Origin of the sequence: Streptomyces rapamycinicus NRRL 5491 (genome assembly GCF_024298965.1) — a bacterium.
GTDB lineage: Bacteria > Actinomycetota > Actinomycetes > Streptomycetales > Streptomycetaceae > Streptomyces > Streptomyces rapamycinicus.
Genome location: NZ_CP085193.1, coordinates 7,230,287 through 7,249,592 on the forward strand (window position 1 = coordinate 7,230,287; position 19,306 = coordinate 7,249,592).

15 protein-coding genes are annotated in these 19,306 nt (G+C 72.0%); 13 read left to right on the forward strand and 2 right to left on the reverse strand.

Translation table 11 applies throughout. The features are described from left to right. Positions 1-10 precede the first annotated feature (10 nt). Positions 11-2,530, forward strand: a complete 2,520-nt coding sequence (locus tag LIV37_RS30395) for a HelD family protein (RefSeq protein WP_020870915.1) — start codon at positions 11-13, stop codon at positions 2,528-2,530. A gap of 233 nt (positions 2,531-2,763) precedes the next feature. Here LIV37_RS30395 and LIV37_RS30400 read toward each other — a convergent pair whose 3' ends face one another. Further along, on the reverse strand, positions 2,764-2,973 hold the full coding sequence (locus LIV37_RS30400) for a cold-shock protein (protein WP_020870916.1): 210 nt from the start codon (positions 2,971-2,973) through the stop codon (positions 2,764-2,766). Positions 2,974-3,252: 279 nt separating this feature from the next. On the opposite strand from LIV37_RS30400, the gene LIV37_RS30405 reads away from it, so the two are divergent. Together LIV37_RS30405 and LIV37_RS30410 are read left to right on the forward strand one after the other, a co-directional pair. Beyond that, positions 3,253-4,674, forward strand: a complete 1,422-nt coding sequence (locus LIV37_RS30405) for an NAD-dependent malic enzyme (RefSeq protein WP_020870917.1) — start codon at positions 3,253-3,255, stop codon at positions 4,672-4,674. A gap of 255 nt (positions 4,675-4,929) precedes the next feature. Next, positions 4,930-5,211, forward strand: a complete 282-nt coding sequence (locus LIV37_RS30410) for an HU family DNA-binding protein (RefSeq protein ID WP_009717479.1) — start codon at positions 4,930-4,932, stop codon at positions 5,209-5,211. A gap of 129 nt (positions 5,212-5,340) precedes the next feature. On the opposite strand, the gene murA is transcribed toward LIV37_RS30410, so the two are convergent. Beyond that, a complete protein-coding gene (gene murA, locus LIV37_RS30415; RefSeq protein WP_020870918.1) occupies positions 5,341-6,684 on the reverse strand; it encodes a UDP-N-acetylglucosamine 1-carboxyvinyltransferase in 1,344 nt (447 codons plus the stop codon). Positions 6,685-6,938: 254 nt separating this feature from the next. Here murA and LIV37_RS30420 point away from each other — a divergent pair, with 254 nt between their 5' ends. The 10 genes from LIV37_RS30420 (at position 6,939) to LIV37_RS30465 (ending at position 19,239) form a co-directional block, all read left to right on the forward strand. Continuing rightward, positions 6,939-7,526, forward strand: a complete 588-nt coding sequence (locus LIV37_RS30420; RefSeq protein WP_020870919.1) for a YqgE/AlgH family protein — start codon at positions 6,939-6,941, stop codon at positions 7,524-7,526. A 21-nt stretch (positions 7,527-7,547) separates the two neighbouring features. Further along, the gene (locus LIV37_RS30425; protein WP_014061089.1) at positions 7,548-7,841 is read left to right on the forward strand and encodes a DUF3039 domain-containing protein; all 294 of its coding nucleotides are present in this window, start codon (positions 7,548-7,550) and stop codon (positions 7,839-7,841) included. Between the two features lie 147 nt (positions 7,842-7,988). Continuing rightward, positions 7,989-8,399 carry a hypothetical protein gene (locus tag LIV37_RS30430; RefSeq protein ID WP_020870921.1) on the forward strand — a complete coding sequence of 137 codons (411 nt, stop codon included), beginning with the start codon at positions 7,989-7,991 and terminating at the stop codon, positions 8,397-8,399. Between the two features lie 168 nt (positions 8,400-8,567). Continuing rightward, complete coding sequence (locus LIV37_RS30435; protein WP_121824326.1) at positions 8,568-9,905, forward strand: extracellular solute-binding protein; 1,338 nt, start codon at positions 8,568-8,570, stop codon at positions 9,903-9,905. Further along, positions 9,902-10,900 (forward strand): carbohydrate ABC transporter permease, encoded by a 999-nt coding sequence (locus LIV37_RS30440; protein WP_020870923.1) that lies wholly within the window; start codon positions 9,902-9,904, stop codon positions 10,898-10,900. Before LIV37_RS30435 ends, LIV37_RS30440 begins: the two co-directional genes overlap by 4 nt. Beyond that, complete coding sequence (locus LIV37_RS30445; RefSeq protein WP_020870924.1) at positions 10,897-11,766, forward strand: carbohydrate ABC transporter permease; 870 nt, start codon at positions 10,897-10,899, stop codon at positions 11,764-11,766. The genes LIV37_RS30440 and LIV37_RS30445 overlap by 4 nt, the downstream gene beginning before the upstream one ends. 99 nt (positions 11,767-11,865) lie before the next feature. Beyond that, positions 11,866-13,521, forward strand: a complete 1,656-nt coding sequence (locus tag LIV37_RS30450) for a beta-N-acetylhexosaminidase (protein WP_020870925.1) — start codon at positions 11,866-11,868, stop codon at positions 13,519-13,521. Between the two features lie 275 nt (positions 13,522-13,796). Next, positions 13,797-14,696 (forward strand): FAD binding domain-containing protein, encoded by a 900-nt coding sequence (locus tag LIV37_RS30455; protein ID WP_020870926.1) that lies wholly within the window; start codon positions 13,797-13,799, stop codon positions 14,694-14,696. Next, positions 14,693-16,921, forward strand: a complete 2,229-nt coding sequence (locus tag LIV37_RS30460; RefSeq protein WP_243146136.1) for a 2Fe-2S iron-sulfur cluster-binding protein — start codon at positions 14,693-14,695, stop codon at positions 16,919-16,921. The genes LIV37_RS30455 and LIV37_RS30460 overlap by 4 nt, the downstream gene beginning before the upstream one ends. Beyond that, complete coding sequence (locus LIV37_RS30465; RefSeq protein WP_020870929.1) at positions 16,918-19,239, forward strand: xanthine dehydrogenase family protein molybdopterin-binding subunit; 2,322 nt, start codon at positions 16,918-16,920, stop codon at positions 19,237-19,239. Before LIV37_RS30460 ends, LIV37_RS30465 begins: the two co-directional genes overlap by 4 nt. Positions 19,240-19,306: the final 67 nt, after the last annotated feature.

A 19,306-nucleotide genomic window follows, 5' to 3' on the forward strand; every position in this document is an offset into this window, starting at 1 on the left:
GGGGGCCTGGGTGGCCGCGCAGAACGCCACGCATGACGACCGGACGGCACCGCGGGGGGACCGCGGGGACGGGGTCCGGGACAGCGAGATCCGGATCGAACAGGCGCATCTGGACCGGGTGTACCACCGCCTCGCGGAGAAGATCCACGAGGCGGAGTTCCTCATGGACGACGCCGCCAAGCGCGGGCAGGTCGGCACGCCCGGCGCACTCGCCGAACGGGACGCCCAGGTCTTCCGGGCCGGTGTCCACCTCAACCGGCTGAACAGCGAGTTCGAGGACTTCCTCTTCGGCCGCATCGATCTGCTGCCGGGCAAGGACGGACGGCGCGGCCCCGACGGCGCCTACACCTCGGTCGAGCCCGCCGACGACGCCATCCGCACCGGCCCGGACGGCGACCGCGCGGAGATCGCCGAAACGTTGCACATCGGCCGCATCGGCGTCCTGGACGCCGACTACGCCCCGCTGGTGATCGACTGGCGGGCGCCCGCCGCCGCGCCCTTCTACCGCTCCACACCGGTGGCCCCCGGCCGCGTCGTCCGCCGCCGGGTGATCCGCAGCAAGGGCCGCCGGGTGCTCGGCGTCGAGGACGACCTGCTGCGCCCGGAGCTCAGCGCCACCCTCGACGGCGGGGCGCTGCCGGTGGTCGGCGACGGCGCGCTGATGGCCGCGCTCGGCCAGGCCCGCGGCCACACGATGCGCGACATCGTGGCCTCCATCCAGGCCGAGCAGGACCAGGTGATCCGCGCCCCCGCCGCCTCCATCACCGAGGTCGAGGGCGGCCCCGGCACCGGCAAGACGGCGGTCGCGCTGCACCGCGCGGCGTATCTCCTCTACCAGGACCGGCGGCGCTACGCGGGCGGCATCCTCGTGGTCAGCCCCACCCCACTGCTGGTCGCCTACACCGAGGGCGTGCTGCCCTCGCTGGGCGAGGAGGGCCAGGTGGCCATCCGGGCGGTCGGCTCGCTGGTGGAGGGCGCTGAGGCCACCACGTACGACACCCCGGCCGTGGCCCGGGTCAAGGGCTCGTCCCGGATGGTGAAGGTGCTGCGCAAGGCCGCGCGCGGCGCGCTGGAGCTGCCGCGCGGAGCCGCCGCACCCGCCGGTTCGGCCCCCTCGTCGCCATCCCCTTCGTCGTCATCGGCGTCGTCCGCGTCGTCCGAGTCATCCGAGTCATCCGGCAATGGCCAGCTGACGCTGGACGGGGCGCTGGAGGCCCACGGCGGCAGACCCGGTGCGGGGGCCGGGTCCAGACCCGGCGGCCCGCCCGAGCGGCTGCGCGTGGTCGCCTTCGGCGCCCGGATCGAACTGGGCGCCGATGAGCTGCGCACCATCCGCCAGAACGTGCTGGGCGGCACCGCGCCCGTCAATCTGCTGCGCCCCCGCGCCCGGCGGCTGCTCCTGGACGCGCTGTGGACCCGATCCGGCGCCCCCAGGCGGTACACCGACCCCGAGCTGGCCGCCGAGGCGCGGGAGGGCTTCGACGAGGACATCTCCACCGAGGACTCCTTCCACGAGTTCCTCGACGCCTGGTGGCCCGAGCTCACCCCCCGCTCCGTCCTCGCCGCCATGGCCGATGAGAAGCGGCTGAACCGCTGGTCACGGCGGGTGCTCAACCCCCGCGAGGTCCGGCAGGTGGCCCGTTCGCTGGCCCGGCTCGGCCCGGACGGGCAGGGCCCGCTGTCGGTCCACGACGTGGCGCTGCTGGACGAGCTGACCACCCTCCTGGGCACCCCCGCCCGCCCCGCCCCCCGCGAGGCCGATCCGCTGGACCAGCTCACCGGTCTGGACGAGCTGACCACTTACGCCGACCGGGCCGGCCCCCGCCGCAGCCGCGCCGAGCGGGCCGAGCGGGAGCGCGCCGACTACGCCCACGTGATCGTCGACGAGGCGCAGGACCTCACCCCGATGCAGTGGCGGATGATCGGACGCCGCGGCCGCCACGCCACCTGGACGGTCGTCGGCGACCCGGCTCAGAGCTCCTGGTCCGACCCGGACGAGGCGGGGCGGGCCCGGGACGAGGCGCTCGGCAGCCGCCCGCGCCGCCGCTTCACCCTCACCGTCAACTACCGCAACCCGGCGGAGATCGCCGAACTGGCCACCAAGGTCCTCACCCTCGCCATGCCCGGCACCCCCGCCCCCGAGGCGGTCCGCTCCACGGGCGTGGCGCCGCGCTTCGTACCGGGCGCGGACGGCGACCTCGGCGCGGCCGCGCGCCGCGAGGCGGCACGGCTGCTGGACGAGGTCGACGGCACCGTCGGCGTCGTCGTCGCGATGAACCGGCGCGCCCAGGCCCGTCAGTGGCTGACGGGCCTGGGCCACCGGGTGGTGGCGCTGGGCAGCCTGGAGGCGAAGGGGCTGGAGTACGACGCGACGGTCGTGGTCTCGCCCGCCGAGATCGCCGACGAGTCCCCGGCGGGGCTCCGGGTGCTGTACGTGGCGCTCACCCGCGCCACCCAGCGGCTGACGGTGGTCTCGGGCGACCGTGACGAGCCGGACGGCAACGCCGTCCCCGACCTGCTGCGGGACTGACCACCACCCCGGCCGGAGGACCCCCGCGCCCGGTGCTCCGGGGCCCTCCGAAATCCACCCCCCGGGAGGGGAATCCCTTCCCGGGCCTGTTTGTTAGCCTTGGTGTGGCACCGGCCCGATCCAAGCCCCCGGGCCCAACCTTCGTCGCTTCGAGCGACCACTTGCCGCGAGGCGAGCATGGCGGGTCGGTGCCACCTTTCATCTCTTCCGCAAGAGGTCCGCGCCCGGCGGCATCAGCCGCCCAGGACGCGGACCTCTTCCGCTTGGGGGCCCTTGCGGCCCTGCACGATCTGGAATTCGACCCGCTGCTCGTCGACCAGGCTGCGGTAGCCGCTGCCGTCGATCGAGCTGTAATGGACGAAGACATCCGGTCCGCCGTCCTCCTGGGCGATGAAGCCGTAGCCCTTCTCGGCGTTGAACCACTTCACGGTGCCCTGAGCCATGCCCGCGCTCCTCGTTGTCTCTTCCTCGACGTCCTTACGACGCTGTAGCGCGCCAGAGCCTAGGGCGGCGGCTGCGGCGGACGGCCCGCCTCGCCAGGCGTTCCCGCGAAGGAGTGGGGCTTTCCACTCGCCTGACCCCACTCTGCTATGTCAGAACAATATGTCCGAAAGTCGGGCCGGGTTACCCCGTACCCAGAGGTAGGTGTAACCATCTGAGGACGTGGCCCGGCATTCCGAGGCCCGGAGAGCATGAACAAGGGAAAGCAGAGGAAGCAGGCCATGGCAACGGCGCCCAGCGTCTCGTACTCGATTACGGTCCGGCTGGAGGTGCCCGCGAGCGGTACCGCGGTCAGCCAGCTGACCACGGCCGTGGAGTCCTCCGGTGGCTCGGTAACGGGCCTCGATGTGACCGCCTCCGGCCACGAGAAGCTCCGTATCGACGTGACCATCGCCGCGACCTCGACCGCGCACGCCCAGGAGATCGTGGAGAAGCTGCGGGGCATCGAGGGTGTCTCGCTCGGGAAGGTCTCCGACCGTACGTTCCTGATGCACCTCGGCGGCAAGATCGAGATGTCGTCGAAACACCCCATCCGCAACCGTGACGACCTCTCCATGGTCTACACGCCGGGCGTGGCCCGGGTCTGCCAGGCCATCGCGGACAACCCCGAGGACGCCCGCCGTCTCACCATCAAGCGCAACAGTGTGGCCGTCGTCACCGACGGCTCCGCGGTGCTGGGCCTCGGCAACATCGGCCCCAAGGCCGCCCTGCCGGTCATGGAGGGCAAGGCGGCCCTCTTCAAGCGGTTCGCGGGCATCGACGCCTGGCCGATCTGCCTGGACACCCAGGACACCGACGAGATCGTCGCGATCGTGAAGGCCATCGCCCCCGGCTTCGCGGGGATCAACCTGGAGGACATCTCCGCCCCCCGCTGCTTCGAGATCGAGGCGCGGCTGCGCGAGGCCGTGGACATCCCGGTCTTCCACGACGACCAGCACGGCACCGCGATCGTGGTGCTGGCCGCCCTCACCAACGCGCTGCGGGTGGTCGACAAGAAGATCGAGGACGTGAGGGTCGTCATGTCCGGCGCGGGCGCCGCCGGCACGGCCATCCTGCGGCTGCTGATCGCCGCGGGCGTGCGGCACGCCGTGGTGGCCGACATCCACGGTGTGGTGCATGCCGGGCGCCGGGACCTGGTCTCCGCCGATCCGGAGTCCCCGCTGCGCTGGATCGCCGACAACACCAACCCGGAGGGCGTCACGGGCACCCTGCGCGAGGCCGTGCGGGGCGCGGACGTCTTCATCGGCGTCTCGGCTCCGAACGTGCTCTCCGGCGACGACGTGGCCGCCATGGCGGACGGTGCGATCGTCTTCGCACTGGCCAATCCGGACCCCGAGGTGGACCCGGCGATCGCCCGCCAGACCGCGGCCGTGGTGGCCACCGGACGCTCGGACTTCCCGAATCAGATCAACAATGTCCTGGTGTTCCCGGGCGTTTTCCGTGGTTTGCTGGACGCGCAGTCGCGTACGGTGAACACCGAGATGATGCTGGCTGCTGCCGGTGCGCTCGCCGACGTCGTCCACGACGACGAGCTCAATGCCAACTACATCATTCCGAGCGTCTTCAACGACAAGGTCGCGGGGGCGGTCGCCGGGGCCGTGCGAGACGCGGCGCGCGCTGTGACCGGTACCACTGCGGTCTAGGCGGGGTACGGCGCGTCGCGCGCTCCGGGGTCCCGGAAGCGGCCATAGGGTGGCGGGCAGGAAAACGACCGCCACGGCGCTTTTCGTGTGACTCTCCAGGGCTCCGGATTGGCATTCCCGCCACAGGTGGGGGCAGGATGCGTTCCGGGCGCGAGGGTCTGAACAGCAGACCCGGGTCCGGGGACTGTCCGAGGGCCCTGGCAGCATCGGCTTCGATCTCACGCCTCATTGGCAAGATGAACACGGGAGTACAACATGAACCGCAGTGAGCTGGTGGCCGCTCTGTCCGAGCGCGCCGAGGTGACCCGAAAGGACGCCGACGCCGTGCTGGCCGCCCTCGCCGAGGTGACTGGTGAGGTCGTCGCGAAGGGCGACGAGAAGGTCACCATCCCCGGCTTCCTGACCTTCGAGCGCACCCACCGTGCCGCTCGCACCGCGCGCAACCCGCAGACCGGTGAGCCGATCGAGATCCCGGCCGGCTACAGCGTGAAGGTGTCCGCGGGCTCCAAGCTCAAGGAAGCCGCCAAGGGCAAGTAAGCCCCCGCGCATGAGAAGGGGCGGCCACCCGCACGGGTGGCCGCCCCTTCGGCGCTCCTACGGGCCCTGAGGCCCGTCCACGAGCCTCTACGAGGCCCCAGGGAGGCTATGCGAGGCCCGGCGGAGGCCCTACACGGCGTTGCCGCCGCCCGGGAGCTCCACCTTCGCGCCGAGTTCGACCAGTTTCTCCATGAAGTTCTCGTAGCCGCGGTTGATCAGGTCGATGCCGTGGACCCGCGAGGTGCCCTGGGCGGCCAGGGCCGCGATCAGGTAGGAGAAGCCGCCGCGGAGGTCGGGGATGACCAGGTCGGAGCCCTGGAGCTTGGTGGGCCCTGAGACGACCGCGGAGTGCAGGAAGTTGCGCTGGCCGAACCGGCACGCGGAGCCGCCCAGGCATTCGCGGTAGAGCTGGATGTGCGCGCCCATCTGGTTGAGCGCCGAGGTGAAGCCCAGCCGGGACTCGTAGACCGTCTCGTGGACGATGGACAGGCCCGACGCCTGGGTCAGGGCCACCACCAGCGGCTGCTGCCAGTCGGTCTGGAAGCCGGGGTGGACGTCGGTCTCCAGGGCGATCGCGTTGAGCTTGCCGCCCGGGTGCCAGAACCGTATGCCCTCGTCGCCGATGTCGAAGGCGCCGCCGACCTTGCGGTAGGTGTTCAGGAAGGTCATCATCTCGCGCTGGCGGGCGCCGCGCACATAGATGCCGCCCTCGGTGGCCAGCGCCGCGCTCGCCCAGGAGGCGGCCTCCAGGCGGTCCGGGAGGGCGCGGTGGTTGTAGCCGCCGAGCTGGTCGACGCCGGTGATCCGGATCGTACGGTCGGTGTCCATGGAGATGATGGCGCCCATCTTCTGCAGTACGCAGATGAGGTCCTCGATCTCCGGCTCGACCGCCGCGTTGGAGAGTTCCGTCACACCCTCGGCGAGCACCGCCGTCAGCAGCACCTGCTCGGTGGAGCCCACCGACGGGTACGGCAGCCGGATCTTGGTGCCGCGCAGCCGGTGCGGGGCCTCCAGGTACTGGCCGTCCGCCCGCTTCTCGATCGTCGCCCCGAACTGGCGCAGCACGTCGAAGTGGAAGTCGATCGGCCGGCCGCCGATGTCGCAGCCGCCCAGGCCCGGGATGAAGGCGTGGCCGAGGCGGTGCAGCAGCGGGCCGCAGAAGAGGATCGGGATCCGCGAGGAACCTGCGTGTGCGTCGATGTCGGCGACATTGGCGCTCTCCACGTGTGTGGGATCGAGCACCAGCTCACCGGACTCGTCACCGGGGCGCACCGTCACGCCGTGCAGCTGCAGCAGCCCGCGCACCACCCGCACATCGCGGATGTCGGGGACGTTGCGCAGCCTGCTGGGCGCACTGCCGAGCAGGGCGGCCACCATGGCCTTCGGCACGAGGTTCTTCGCGCCGCGGACACGGATCTCGCCTTCGAGCGGGGTGCCGCCATGGACGAGCAGGACATCGTTCGAGCGGGTCATCTGGTCTCGCGTTCCTGAGACGGGCAAGGGCCAAAGGCACAAGGGCCAAAGGGCAAGAGTAATAGCCCCGGAGACCGCCTCCGTAAGGCTCTTGCACCCTTTGCGTCACCCCGTAGGCGACACAACACGTTCCGTTTCGATCGGAGGGCCCGCAGTCACGTGCGCCGCATCTGCTGTCTTGCGCCCCGACCTGCTCTCATACGGGACTCGACTTCCACTCCCCCTCCGGCCCGGATATGGGGGATCATGTGGCCATGACCGAGGTGTCCTCGCTCACAGGACGGCTGCTTGTCGCGACACCGGCGCTTGCTGACCCGAATTTCGACCGTGCGGTGGTGCTCCTCCTCGACCATGACGAGGAGGGCTCGCTCGGCGTGGTCCTGAATCGCCCGACCCCGGTGGGGGTGAGCGACATCCTGGAGTCGTGGGCCTCGCTGGCCGGGGAGCCGGGGGTGGTCTTCCAGGGCGGCCCGGTCTCGCTGGACTCGGCGCTGGGCGTGGCCGTCGTGCCGGGCGAGTCGGGCCGGTCCTCGGCGCGCACCGAGGACGGGCCACTCGGTTGGCGCAGAGTGCACGGCGCCATCGGCCTGGTGGACCTGGAGGCGCCGCCGGAGTTGCTGGCGGCGGCCGTGGGCTCGTTGCGCATCTTCGCCGGTTACGCGGGCTGGGGGCCGGGTCAGCTGGAGGACGAGCTCGCCGAGGGCGCGTGGTACGTGGTGGAGTCCGAGCCGGGCGATGTGTCCTCGCCCGCCCCCGAGCGGCTGTGGCGGTCGGTGCTGCGCCGCCAGCGCAGTGAGCTGGCCATGGTCGCCACGTATCCGGACGACCCTTCTCTCAACTAGGCATGAGTACCCTAGGGCTGTATGAGCACTCTTGAGCCCGAGCGCGGGGCAGGCACGGGGACCCTCGTTGAGCCGACACCACAGGTGTCGCACGGTGACGGCGACCACGAGCGCTATGCCCACTATGTACAGAAAGACAAGATCATGGAGAGCGCCCTCTCCGGATCTCCGGTCGTCGCACTCTGCGGCAAGGTCTGGGTCCCGGGTCGTGACCCGAAGAAGTACCCGGTCTGCCCGATGTGCAAGGAGATCTTCGAGGGTATGGGCGCCGGTGGCGACAAGGACAAGGGCAAGGACGGCGACGGCAAGAAGTAGCCGGTCCGTCGGCCCTGGGCGCTGACGAGAAGCCTCGCGCGAACAGACGGCACGCCCGGCCCGCGATCCCGAGACGGGGTCGCGGGCCGGGCGTGCCGTGCCTCGTGCGCCCTGCCGCGCGCCGGACGGCCCCAGTAGGGTCGGCCCATGAGCGGGCGTACGGAGAACGGGGCGGCGCGGGCCGCCTATCTGGTGTTCGGGGCGCGTGAGGTCGACGAGCCCGAAGCGGAAGGCGCCAGCGCCTACTGCCAGTTCGAGAAGGACTGGGACGCCCAGCTGGAGCGGTGCGGGCGGCTGGCCGCCGAGCGGGGCTACCGGCTCTCCGGCGGCTGCGTGATGTCGGTCGCCCAGCCGACCCTTCCCAGACTCCTGGAGTGGGCGGAGGACCCGGGCGCCGAGGTGGTGCTGGTGGCCAGCGACCGTGTCCTTGAGCGGTTCCGGAAGACCTGGCCGGACTGGGACCGGGTGGTCGAGCGCCTGGCGGAAGCGGGTGCGCGGGTGGAGGCCGTGCCGTATGTTGAACCCGCCTATCCGGGCGAGGAGTTGCCGCGTCGCTAGGGTCCTGCTGACGCGAAGTTCCTTTTGTCGCGGAGTGCTTCGGCTCGCTTTATCACGAAGTGGTTCAGACCTCTTGTGGGGTCGCTCAAGGTTCCCTAGCCTCACGCATATTGTGCTGAGTGAAACATGCGTTGCATTACTTGCAACGCCAAATGTTTAAGGGTCCTTATGAAGTCGTCCCATCTCTCTGTTTCCTCCCGGTTGTCCTCCCGCGTCACCGTGCCCGTGGTGGCACTCGCCCTGGCGGGGCTGGCCATGACCGGATGCGCCCCCTCCACCTCCGACAACAGCTCCAAGGAGGACGAGAAGAGCGGCAAACTGCGGGTCTGGCTCTTCCAGGAGGTCAACAACGCGCCCAAGAAGAAGGTGATCGACGCGGCGGTCGCCGGCTTCGAGAAGGAGCACGACGGCACCGACGTCGAGGTGACCTACATTCCCATCGACACCCGGGCGCAGAAGATCAAGGCGGCTTTCAACGACCCCAAGAGCGCTCCCGACGTCATCGAGTTCGGCAACACCGACACCGCCGGCTATGTCAAGGACGGCGGGCTGCTGGACATCAGCAAGGAGTTCGGCGCCTGGACCGACTCGACCAATATCGACCCCACCGCGAAGTACTCGCTGACCATCGGCGGCAAGGTCTACGGCGCCCCGCTCTTCGTCGGCGTACGGGCGCTGTACTACCGGACGGACGTCTTCAAGGAGCTCGACCTGGAGCCGCCGGCCACCCAGGACGAGTTGATTGCGACCGCGAAGAAGATCCACTCGGAGCGGCCGGATCTGTACGGTCTCGCGGTCGGCGGCGCCTACACCTACGGCGCGATGCCCTTCATCTGGGCCAACGGCGGCGACCTCGCCGATGAGAAGGGCAAGTTCGGCTCCAACGAGTACGAGGCGGCCATCGACAGCGCCGACGCCCAGAAGGGCGTGAAGGCGTACACCTCGTTCTTCGGCAACGACAACTGCCCGGCCGCCAAGTGCGCCCAGTGGGGCGGCAACGACACCGTCGAGGCGTTCGCCTCGGGCAAGGCGGCCATGGCGATCGGCGGCGACTTCAACCGCCAGGCCATCGAGGCGGGCAAGGTCAAGGGCAAGTTCAAGGTCGTGCCGCTGCCGGGCGTGAAGAAGGGCGACATCGCACCGGCCTTCGCGGGCGGCAACAACCTCGGGGTGCTCAAGAGCACCTCGCACCGCACGATCGCCGTGGACCTGCTCAAGACGCTCGCCGGGAAGCAGACCCAGCGCGAGCTCTACGACGCCATGGGCTTCCTGCCCACCTTCACCGATGTGCGCGGCGACGTCTCCCACAAGGACGCCTTCGTCAAGCCCTTCGTGAAGACCCTCAACGACAGCGCCAAGTTCGTGCCCACCTCGCCCGGCTGGGCGGCCATCGACGCGCAGCTCGTCCTGCCCACCATGTTCCAGGAGATCGTCAGCGGCCGTAAGAGCGTGCCGGCCGCCACCCAGGACGCCGCGAAGAAGATGGACGAGGCATTCGAGCAGTGAGCGCCGGCACCGCACAGCACGCCCGGCGAGCCCCCGCCAAGGGCCGCCGGTCCCGGCCGGGATCCACCGTCCCGGCCGGGCGCCGATCCGGGAAGGGCGCCCGGCGCGGCACCTGGACCCCCTGGCTCTATCTCGCCCCGGCGCTCGTCGTCCTGGGCGGGCTGCTCGTCTACCCCATCTACCAGCTCGGTCTGATCTCCTTCCTGGAGTACACCCAGGCGCAGGTCAGCGGCGGTGAAGCGACCACCTTCCAGGGGTTCGCCAACTACGCCGAGCTGTTCGGCGACAGCGAGTTCTGGAACGTCGCCGTCGCCACCCTGCTCTTCGCCGCCGTCTGCGTGGTGTCCACCCTCGCGGTCGGCTGTGCGCTGGCGGTCCTGCTGACGCGCGTACGGGCGATTCCGCGGCTGGCGCTGATGCTGGCCGCGCTCGGCGCGTGGGCCACCCCGGCGATCACCGGCTCGACGGTCTGGGTCTTCCTCTTCGACCCCGACTTCGGGCCGGTGAACAAGGTCCTGGTGTGGCTCGGCCTCTCCGGCTTCGAGGACTACTCCTGGACCTACGACCGCTACAGCGCCTTCGCCCTGGTGCTGTTCGAGGTCGTGTGGTGCTCGTTCCCGTTCGTGATGGTCACCGTCTACGCGGGCATCCGGGCCATCCCCACCGAGGTGCTGGAGGCCGCGGCCCTGGACGGCGCCTCCACCTGGCGGATCTGGCGCACGATCATGGCGCCGATGCTGCGGCCCATCCTCGTCGTGGTGACCATCCAGTCCATCATCTGGGACTTCAAGGTCTTCACACAGATCTACGTCATGACGAACGGCGGCGGGATCGCCGGCCAGAACATGGTGCTCAACGTGTACGCGTACCAGAAGGCGTTCGCGTCCTCGCAGTACAGCCTGGGCTCGGCGATCGGCGTGGTGATGCTGCTGATCCTGCTGGCCGTCACGCTGGTCTATCTGCGGCTGCTGCGACGCCAGGGAGAAGAACTGTGAGCCACTCGCGCGTCTCGCTGCGCATCCGCCGTCCCTGGCGCTTCGCGGCCGAGGTCACCGCCCTGATCGTGGCGGCCGTCGTCGCCTTCCCGCTGTACTGGATGGTGCTCTCGGCCTTCAAGCCGGAGGGGGAGATCCAGTCCACCGAGCCCCGGCCGTGGACGGGGTCCCCGTCGCTGGACTCCTTCCGGCGCGTCTTCGAGCAGCAGGACTTCGGGCGCTACTTCCTCAACAGCCTGTTCGTGGCCGGGGTGGTGGTGGTCGCCTCGGCGCTGATCGCCTTCCTGGCGGCCACGGCGGTCGCCCGCTTCAAGTTCCGCTTCCGCACCACGCTGCTGATCATGTTCCTGGTCGCCCAGATGGTGCCGATCGAGGCGCTGACCATCCCCATGTTCTTCCTGATGCGCGATCTGGGGGAGACGGTGCCCGGGGTGGGGCTCAACACCCTGGGGTCGCTGATCCTGCCGCATATCGCCTTCTCGCTGCCGTTCGCCATCTGGATGCTGCGCGGCTTCGTCAAGGCGGTGCCCGAGGCGCTGGAGGAGGCGGCCTATCTGGACGGGGCCAGCCGCTCCCGCTTCCTGTGGCAGATCCTCTTCCCCCTCGTCTTCCCCGGACTCGTGGCGACGAGCGTCTTCTCCTTCATCTCCGCCTGGAACGACTTCCTCTTCGCCAAGTCCTTCATCATCAGCGCGACCGAGAACTCCACCCTTCCGATGGCGCTGCTGGTCTTCTTCAAGGACGAGGGGAACGACTGGGGAGGGATCATGGCGGCGTCCACCGTCATGACCATCCCCGTGCTGATCTTCTTCGTGCTCGTCCAGCGCCGGCTGGTCTCCGGCCTCGGCGGCGCGGTGAAGGACTGACGAGTACAGCGGTGAAGGACCGACGGGTACTGAGGACCGACGAGTACCGAGGCCCGACGAGCACTGACCAGAGCTGACGAGGGGCCGACAGGGGAGCAGATGACTCACGACGCCGCGGGGCTGATCCCCGCGCCCCGCCATGACCAGAGCCGTCCCGGCCGCGCGGGCGCGCGGATCCACCCGCGGCGCACCGCCCTGGCCGCCGGGCCCGGCACCGAGGGGGTGGCGCGGCTGCTGCGCACCACCCTCGGCCAGGCGCTCGGCCTGTCCCTGCCGGACGGCGCGCCCGGCGGCGACGACACCATCAGCCTGCGGATCGACTCCGCGCTGGAACCCGAGGGCTACCGGCTCACCGTGGCCGACGGCCGGGTGGAGATCGCGGGCGGCACGGCCGCGGGCGTCCACTGGGGTACGCAGACCCTCCGTCAGCTGCTGGGCCCCGACGCCTTCCGCCGCGCCCCGCTCAGGGTCGCGGAGGCCGGCTGGGAGCTGGCGGAACGGACGGTCGAGGACGCGCCGCGGTTCGCCTGGCGCGGGCTGATGCTGGACGTGGCCCGCCACTTCATGCCCAAGGACGGCGTCCTGGCCTATCTGGACCTGCTCGCCGCCCACAAGCTCAATGTGTTCCACTTCCATCTCACCGACGACCAGGGCTGGCGGGTCGAGATCCGCCGCTACCCGAAGCTGACCGAGGTCGGCGCCTGGCGCGAGCGCACCAAGCTGGGCCACCGGGCGTCCCCGCTGTGGGACGAGCGGCCGCACGGCGGCCACTACACCCAGGACGACATCCGCGAGATCGTCGCCTACGCCGCCGAGCGGCATATCACCGTCGTGCCCGAGATCGACATCCCCGGACACTCGCAGGCCGCCATCGCCGCGTACCCGGAGCTGGGCAACACCGACGTCATCGACACCGCCTCCCTCGGAGTCTGGACCACCTGGGGCATCAACCCGAACGTACTCGCCCCCACCGACAACACGCTCCGCTTCTACGAACACGTGCTGGAAGAGGTCCTGGAGCTGTTCCCCGGCGACTTCGTCCACATCGGCGGCGACGAGTGCCCCAAGGACCAGTGGAAGGCGTCCCCGGCCGCCCAGGAGCGCATCCGCGCCCTGGGCCTCGCCGACGAGGACGAGTTGCAGAGCTGGTTCATCCGCCACTTCGGCCACTGGCTCGCCGAGCGCGGCCGCCGGCTGATCGGCTGGGACGAGATCCTCGAGGGCGGCGCGCCCGGCGCCCCGCTGCCCGAGGGCGCCGCGGTCTCCTCCTGGCGCGGCTACGCGGGCGGGATCGCCGCCGCGCGGGCCGGCCACGACGTCGTCATGTGCCCCGAGCAGCAGGTGTACTTCGACCACCGGCAGGCCCCCGGTGAGGACGAACCGGTGCCGATCGGCTATGTCCGCACCCTGGAGGACGTCTACCGTTTCGAACCGGTTCCCCCGGAGCTCACCGGCGCCGACGCGGACCGGGTGCTGGGCGCCCAGGCCAATGTCTGGACCGAGGTGATGGAGGACCGCCGGCGGGTGGACTACCAGGCATTCCCCCGGCTCGCCGCCTTCGCCGAGGTCGTCTGGTCGGCGCTGCCGCCCTCTCCCGAACGGGACTTCGAGGCGTTCCAGGGGCGCATGGAGGCACATTACGCGCGCCTGGACGCGATCGGCGTGAGCTACCGCCCGCCCGCCGGGCCGCTTCCCTGGCAGCGGCGCCCCGGCCTTCTCGGACGCCCGCGCGAGGGGGCGCCCCCGATCGTGTGAGCCGCCCTCAAGGTGCGCACCGCGCTCGGCCGCCCCTGGGAGCGTAGTCCCACCGGCGCAAGCCCAAATCGCACAAGGGTCCCTGAAACGTGGCAATCCACTCCCGACGGAGACGTCGTAAGAAACCCGTACCATCCCCCAGGTCAGGGACGGATCCACGGATCACGGACCCCCGCGACGGCGGGCTCGCAAGATGTGCCAGAGTTGCCACGTCCGGGCTGTCAGCACGTACCGTACGGCGCAACAGCCGGGACACCGGGGAAGGGGCAGCTGGGTTGACCACGCACGCACCGCAGGCGGCGCACACGGTGACGTTGCCGGGCACGCTCGACGAGGCCGTGGCGGCACTGGCCGCCATGCCCGCCGCCGTGCCCGTGGCGGGCGGTACCGATCTGATGGCCGCGGTCAACTCCGGCCTGCTGCGGCCCGCCGCGCTCGTCGGCCTCGGCCGGATCAGCGAAATCCGCGGCTGGCGCTATCTGGACGGGCACGCCCTCCTCGGCGCCGGACTCACCCACGCCCGGATGGGCCGCCCGGACTTCGCCGCGCTGATCCCGGCGCTGGCCGCGGCCGCGCGCGCCGCCGGGCCCCCGCAGATCCGCAACGCCGGCACCCTGGGTGGCAACATCGTCACCGCCGCCCCCACCGGCGACGCGCTGCCGGTGCTCGCCGCCCTGGAGGCCACGGTGATCATCGCCGGGCCCGAGGGGTCCCGCCGCGAGATCCCGGTCAGCCATCTGCTCGCCGGGGTCGATCTGCTGCGCCCCGGTGAACTCGTCGGATTCGTCCGGGTTCCGCTGCTGCACGCCCCGCAAACCTTCCTGAAGGCCACCGGGCGCACCGGGCCCGGCCGGTCCACCGCCTCCGTCGCCCTCGTCCTGGACCCCGCGCGGCGCGGGGTGCGCTGTGCCGTCGGCGCGGTCGCGCCGATGCCGCTGCGCCCCCTGGAGGCCGAGCGCTGGGTCGCCTCGCTCATCGACTGGGACGGCGACCGCGGCCATCTGGACCCGCAGGTCACGACCGCTTTCGGCGAGTACGTCGCCGCCGCGTGCATCCCCGATCCGCTGCCTCCGGAGGACGGAAGCGAGCCGGTCCCCCTGCCGCCTGCCGCGATCCACCTGAGGCGTACCGTGGCAGCTCTGGCCCGCCGAGCGCTGGGGAGGGCACTCGCGTGAGTGATGAACAGCAGCCGCACCGGCCGGAGCCGGGGAGCGGATGGCAGCCGATGCCGCACGGCCCGGAGTACGACGCCGAGTCGACGGCCTTCGTCCAACTGCCGCCCGAATTCGCCCACCCGGACCCGACCGACCCCTCCGGCCGTTGGGACCCGCTCGCGGCGCCCGGCACGGGCTACGCGCCCCCGCCGATGGACACCGGTGACCCGTCCCAGGGCGGCCACTGGCAGCCGTCAGGACACGGCCAGGGCGCGCCCCATGACCAGGGCATGCACGACCAGGGCATGCACGACCAGGGCAGGACCGGGCACTGGACCACCGCCGAGACCGACGGTGGCTACCTCTACGGCGGCCACCACGAGCCCCATCACGGGTCCGGCCAGTGGCCGATGCCCGCCGAGGACCAGCAGGGCCACCACCCGCCGCACACCGGCCACTGGCCGGCTCCGGCGGCCGAGGAGCCGGTGGACGACTGGCCGGTGGACGACTGGCCGGTGCCCGCCCCGTCCGACGACGGCACCGGCGGGCCCGTGCAGACCAGCCAGTGGACCATCCCGGTCGCGGGCGACGACGGTGTGGACGAGACCGGTGAGTACCGCGTCGACGACCACCCCGGCCCGGCCGCCCCTCCGTACGGCGGCCACGCGGACGGTCCCCAGGACCCGCAGACGACGGCCCAGTTGCGGATGCCCTTCGCCGGGCCGGCACAGCCTCGGCACCACCACCAGCCCCATCAGCCGCATCCTGGGCAGCCGCGGCCCGGGCGGCAGCAGGGCCACTCCGGCCAGTGGTCGGTTCCGGCCGCCGACGAGGGCACGGAGGACTCCGGGGAGTACGCGGTCGAGGGCCACCCGGGCCCGGCCGCGTCCGCACCACCGGCCGCGCCCATGCCGCCGCCCGCCCGCCGCCGGCTGCGCATGCCCGACCGCGACGAACCGGCCCCGGCCGCGGACCCGGCGTGGCCGGGCCCCTCCGCCGGGGACTCGGGCGAGTTCGCGGCCGAGGGACACCAGGGGCTGCACACCCCGCCCCGCGGCACCCCCCCGCACGGCACCTCGCCGCACGGCGGCCCCGCGCCCGGGCGGCCCGCCGCCGACGACCCCGGCTGGCGACCGGGTGATCCGGTCCCCGGGGGCTCCGGCGAGTTCCCGGTCGACGGGCAGCACGCCGGGCTGGAGACCCCGCCGCACGGCAGCCCGGCGCCCGGGCTGCCCCAGGAGGCGTCCTGGCACGACGCGTTCGCGGACGACCGGTTGACGGGCGACCGGCTGGCGGGCGCCCCATTCGCGGGGGACGCCCATGGGCACGCCCCGCACCCCGGCCCCGAGGACGGCGCGGGCCGCGCCGACGCCGCCGACGCCGCGCCGGGCGCCGCCGAGGCCCCGGCCGAGGCGGTACCGGACGACGCCGGGCCCGAGTTCACCGATACCGCGGCCGAGCCCGAACCGGCCGCGGCCGAGGGCGAGTTCCCGGACGCGGCTGACGCCGCCGGAGGGCCCGCCCCGGCCGGGACCCCGGCCGACGCCCCCGAGGCCGCCGACACCCCCGTCGAGCCCCTTGCCGAGGCCGCTCAGGCCGCGGACGAGAGCCCGAGCCACAGCGAGCATCCGCTCGCCTCGTACGTGCTGCACGTCAACGGCGCCGACCGCCCCGTCACCGACGTCTGGATCGGCGAGTCGCTGCTCTACGTCCTGCGCGAGCGCCTCGGCCTCGCCGGGGCCAAGGACGGCTGCTCCCAGGGCGAGTGCGGGGCCTGCTCGGTTCAGGTCGACGGGCGGCTCGTCGCCTCCTGCCTGGTGCCCGCCGCCACCGCCGCGGGCAGCGAGGTCCGTACCGTCGAGGGCCTCGCCACCGGCGGACAGCCCTCCGACGTCCAGCGCGCGCTCGCCCAGTGCGGGGCCGTGCAGTGCGGCTTCTGCGTGCCCGGGCTCGCGATGACCGTGCACGACCTCCTCGAGGGCAACCACGCCCCGACCGACCAGGAGACCCGCCAGGCGATCTCCGGCAACCTCTGCCGCTGCTCCGGCTACCGCGGGGTCCTCGACGCCGTCCGCGAGGTCGTCGCGGGCCGTGAGGCCGCCGACGAGGCGGGGGCCGAGGCGGACGAGGGACACGACGCCCACCAGGACCCGGCCCGCATCCCGCACCAGACGGGACCGCACGGCGTCACGGGCAACGGGAGCGTCAACGGAAGCGGTAGCGGTAGCGGAAGGGCATCGGCATGACCGGAATCGCGGACGGCGCGGGCGCCGTCACCGCCACCCCCGCCGCCGGAACACCCCTCAAAACCCCGTCCACCATGGGCCTCGGTGTGTCCCTGCCGCCCACCGACTCGGCCGCCAAGACCTCGGGCACCTTCCCGTACGCGGCCGACCTGTGGGCCGAGGGGCTGCTGTGGGCCGCCGTGCTGCGCGCCCCGCACCCGCACGCCCGCATCGTCTCCATCGACACCAAGCAGGCCGTCGACATGCCGGGCGTACGGGCCGTGGTGACCCACACGGACGTGCCCGGCGACGCCTCGCACGGCCGCCGGGTCGCCGACCGTCCGGTGTTCGCCAAGGACCTGGTCCGCCACCACGGCGAGCCCATCGCCGCGGTCGCCGCCGACCACCCCGACACGGCCCGGCTGGCCGCCGCCGCCATCGCCGTCGAGTACGAGGTGCTGGAGCCGGTCACCGACCCCGAGCAGGCGTTCTCCGCCGAGCCGCTGCACCCCGACGGCAACCTGGTCCGCCACATCCCGCTGGCCTTCGGCGACCCGGACGTGGTCGGCGAGGTCATCGTCGAGGGGCTGTACCGCATCGGCCGCCAGGACCCGGCGCCCATCGGCGCCGAGGCGGGCCTGGCCGTGCCGCGCCCCGACGGCGGGGTGGAGATCTACACCGCCTCCACCGATCCGCACGCCGACCGCGACCTGGCCGCCGCCTGCTTCGGTCTTGAGCCGGAGCGGGTGAAGGTCGTCGTCACCGGCGTCCCCGGCGCCATGGGCGAGCGCGAGGACCCGGGGATGCAGCTGCCGCTCGGGCTGCTGGCGCTGCGCACCGGCCATCCGGTGAAGCTGGCCGCGACCCGTGAGGAGTCCTTCCTCGGCCACGCCCACCGCCACCCCACCCTGCTGCGCTACCGCCACCACGCGGACTCCCAGGGCAAGCTGGTCAAGGTCGAGGCGCAGATCCTGCTGGACGCGGGCGCCTACGCCGACTCCTCCGCGGACACGCTGGCCGCCGCCGTCTCCTTCGCCTGCGGCCCCTATGTCGTTCCGCACGCCTTCATCGAGGGCTGGGCGGTGCGCACCAACAACCCGCCCTCCGGCCATGTGCGCGGCGAGGGCGCGATGCAGGTGTGCGCCGCGTACGAGGGCCAGATGGACAAGCTGGCGGCCAAGCTGGGCCTCGACCCGGTCGAGATCCGGATGCGCAACGTGATGGCCACCGGCGATCTGCTGCCCACCGGACAGACCGTCACCTGCCCGGCCCCGGTCGCCGAACTGCTGCAGGCCGTAAGGGACGCACCGCTGCCCACCCTCCCCAAGGACGACCCCGAGGAGGAGTGGCTGCTGCCGGGCGGCCTGGAGGGCGCGGGTGATCCGGCCGCGGTGCGGCGCGGGGTCGGCTACGCCCTCGGCATGGTCCACATGCTCGGCGCCGAGGGGCGGGACGAGGTCTCCACCGCCACCGTCAAGGTCACCGGCCCGGTGGCCACCGTCATCTGCGCGGCCGTCGAGACCGGACAGGGCTTCACCACCCTGGCCCGCCAGATCGTCCAGGACGTCCTCGGTATCGAGGAGGTCCATGTGGCGCCCATCGACACCGACCAGCCCCCGGCCGGGCCCGCCTCGCGCGGCCGCCACACCTGGGTCTCGGGCGGTGCGGTCGAGCGGGCCGCGAAGATGGTCCGCACCCAGCTGCTGCAGCCGCTGGCGCACACGTTCGGCATGTCCACCGAGCTGCTCAGCATCGCCGACGGCAAGATCACCTCGTATGACGGGGTGCTCAGCACCACCGTCGAGGAGGCGCTGGAGGGCAAGGAGCTGTGGGCCACCGCGCAGTGCCGCCCGCACCCCACCGAGCCGCTGGACGAGACCGGCCAGGGTGACGCCTTCGTGGGGCTCGCCTACTGCGCGGTGCGCGCCGTGGTGGACGTCGACATCGAGATCGGCGCGGTACGGGTCGTCGACATGACGGTGGCCCAGGACGTGGGCCGGGTCCTCAACCCGCGTCAGCTCAAGGCCCGTATCGAGGCGGGCGTCGCCCAGGGCATCGGCGCGGCCCTCACCGAGAACCTGCGCACCTCACGCGGTGTGGTCCGGCACCCCGACCTGACCGGCTACGCCCTGCCGACCGCCCTGGACATCCCCGACGTCCGCATCGTCAAGCTGGTCGAGGAGCGGGACGTGGTGGCCCCCTTCGGCGCCAAGGCGGCCAGCGCGGTGCCGGTGGTCACCACCCCGGCCGCGGTGGCGGCGGCGGTCCGCGCGGCCACCGGCCGTCCGGTCAACCGCCTCCCGATCCGCCCCCAGGCGGCGGTGGTCAACCGGGGCTAGGGGGCTTCTGATGGATCTCCGCGGCGCGGGATTGTACGAGACGTGTAACAGAGGGATCCCTCCCCGT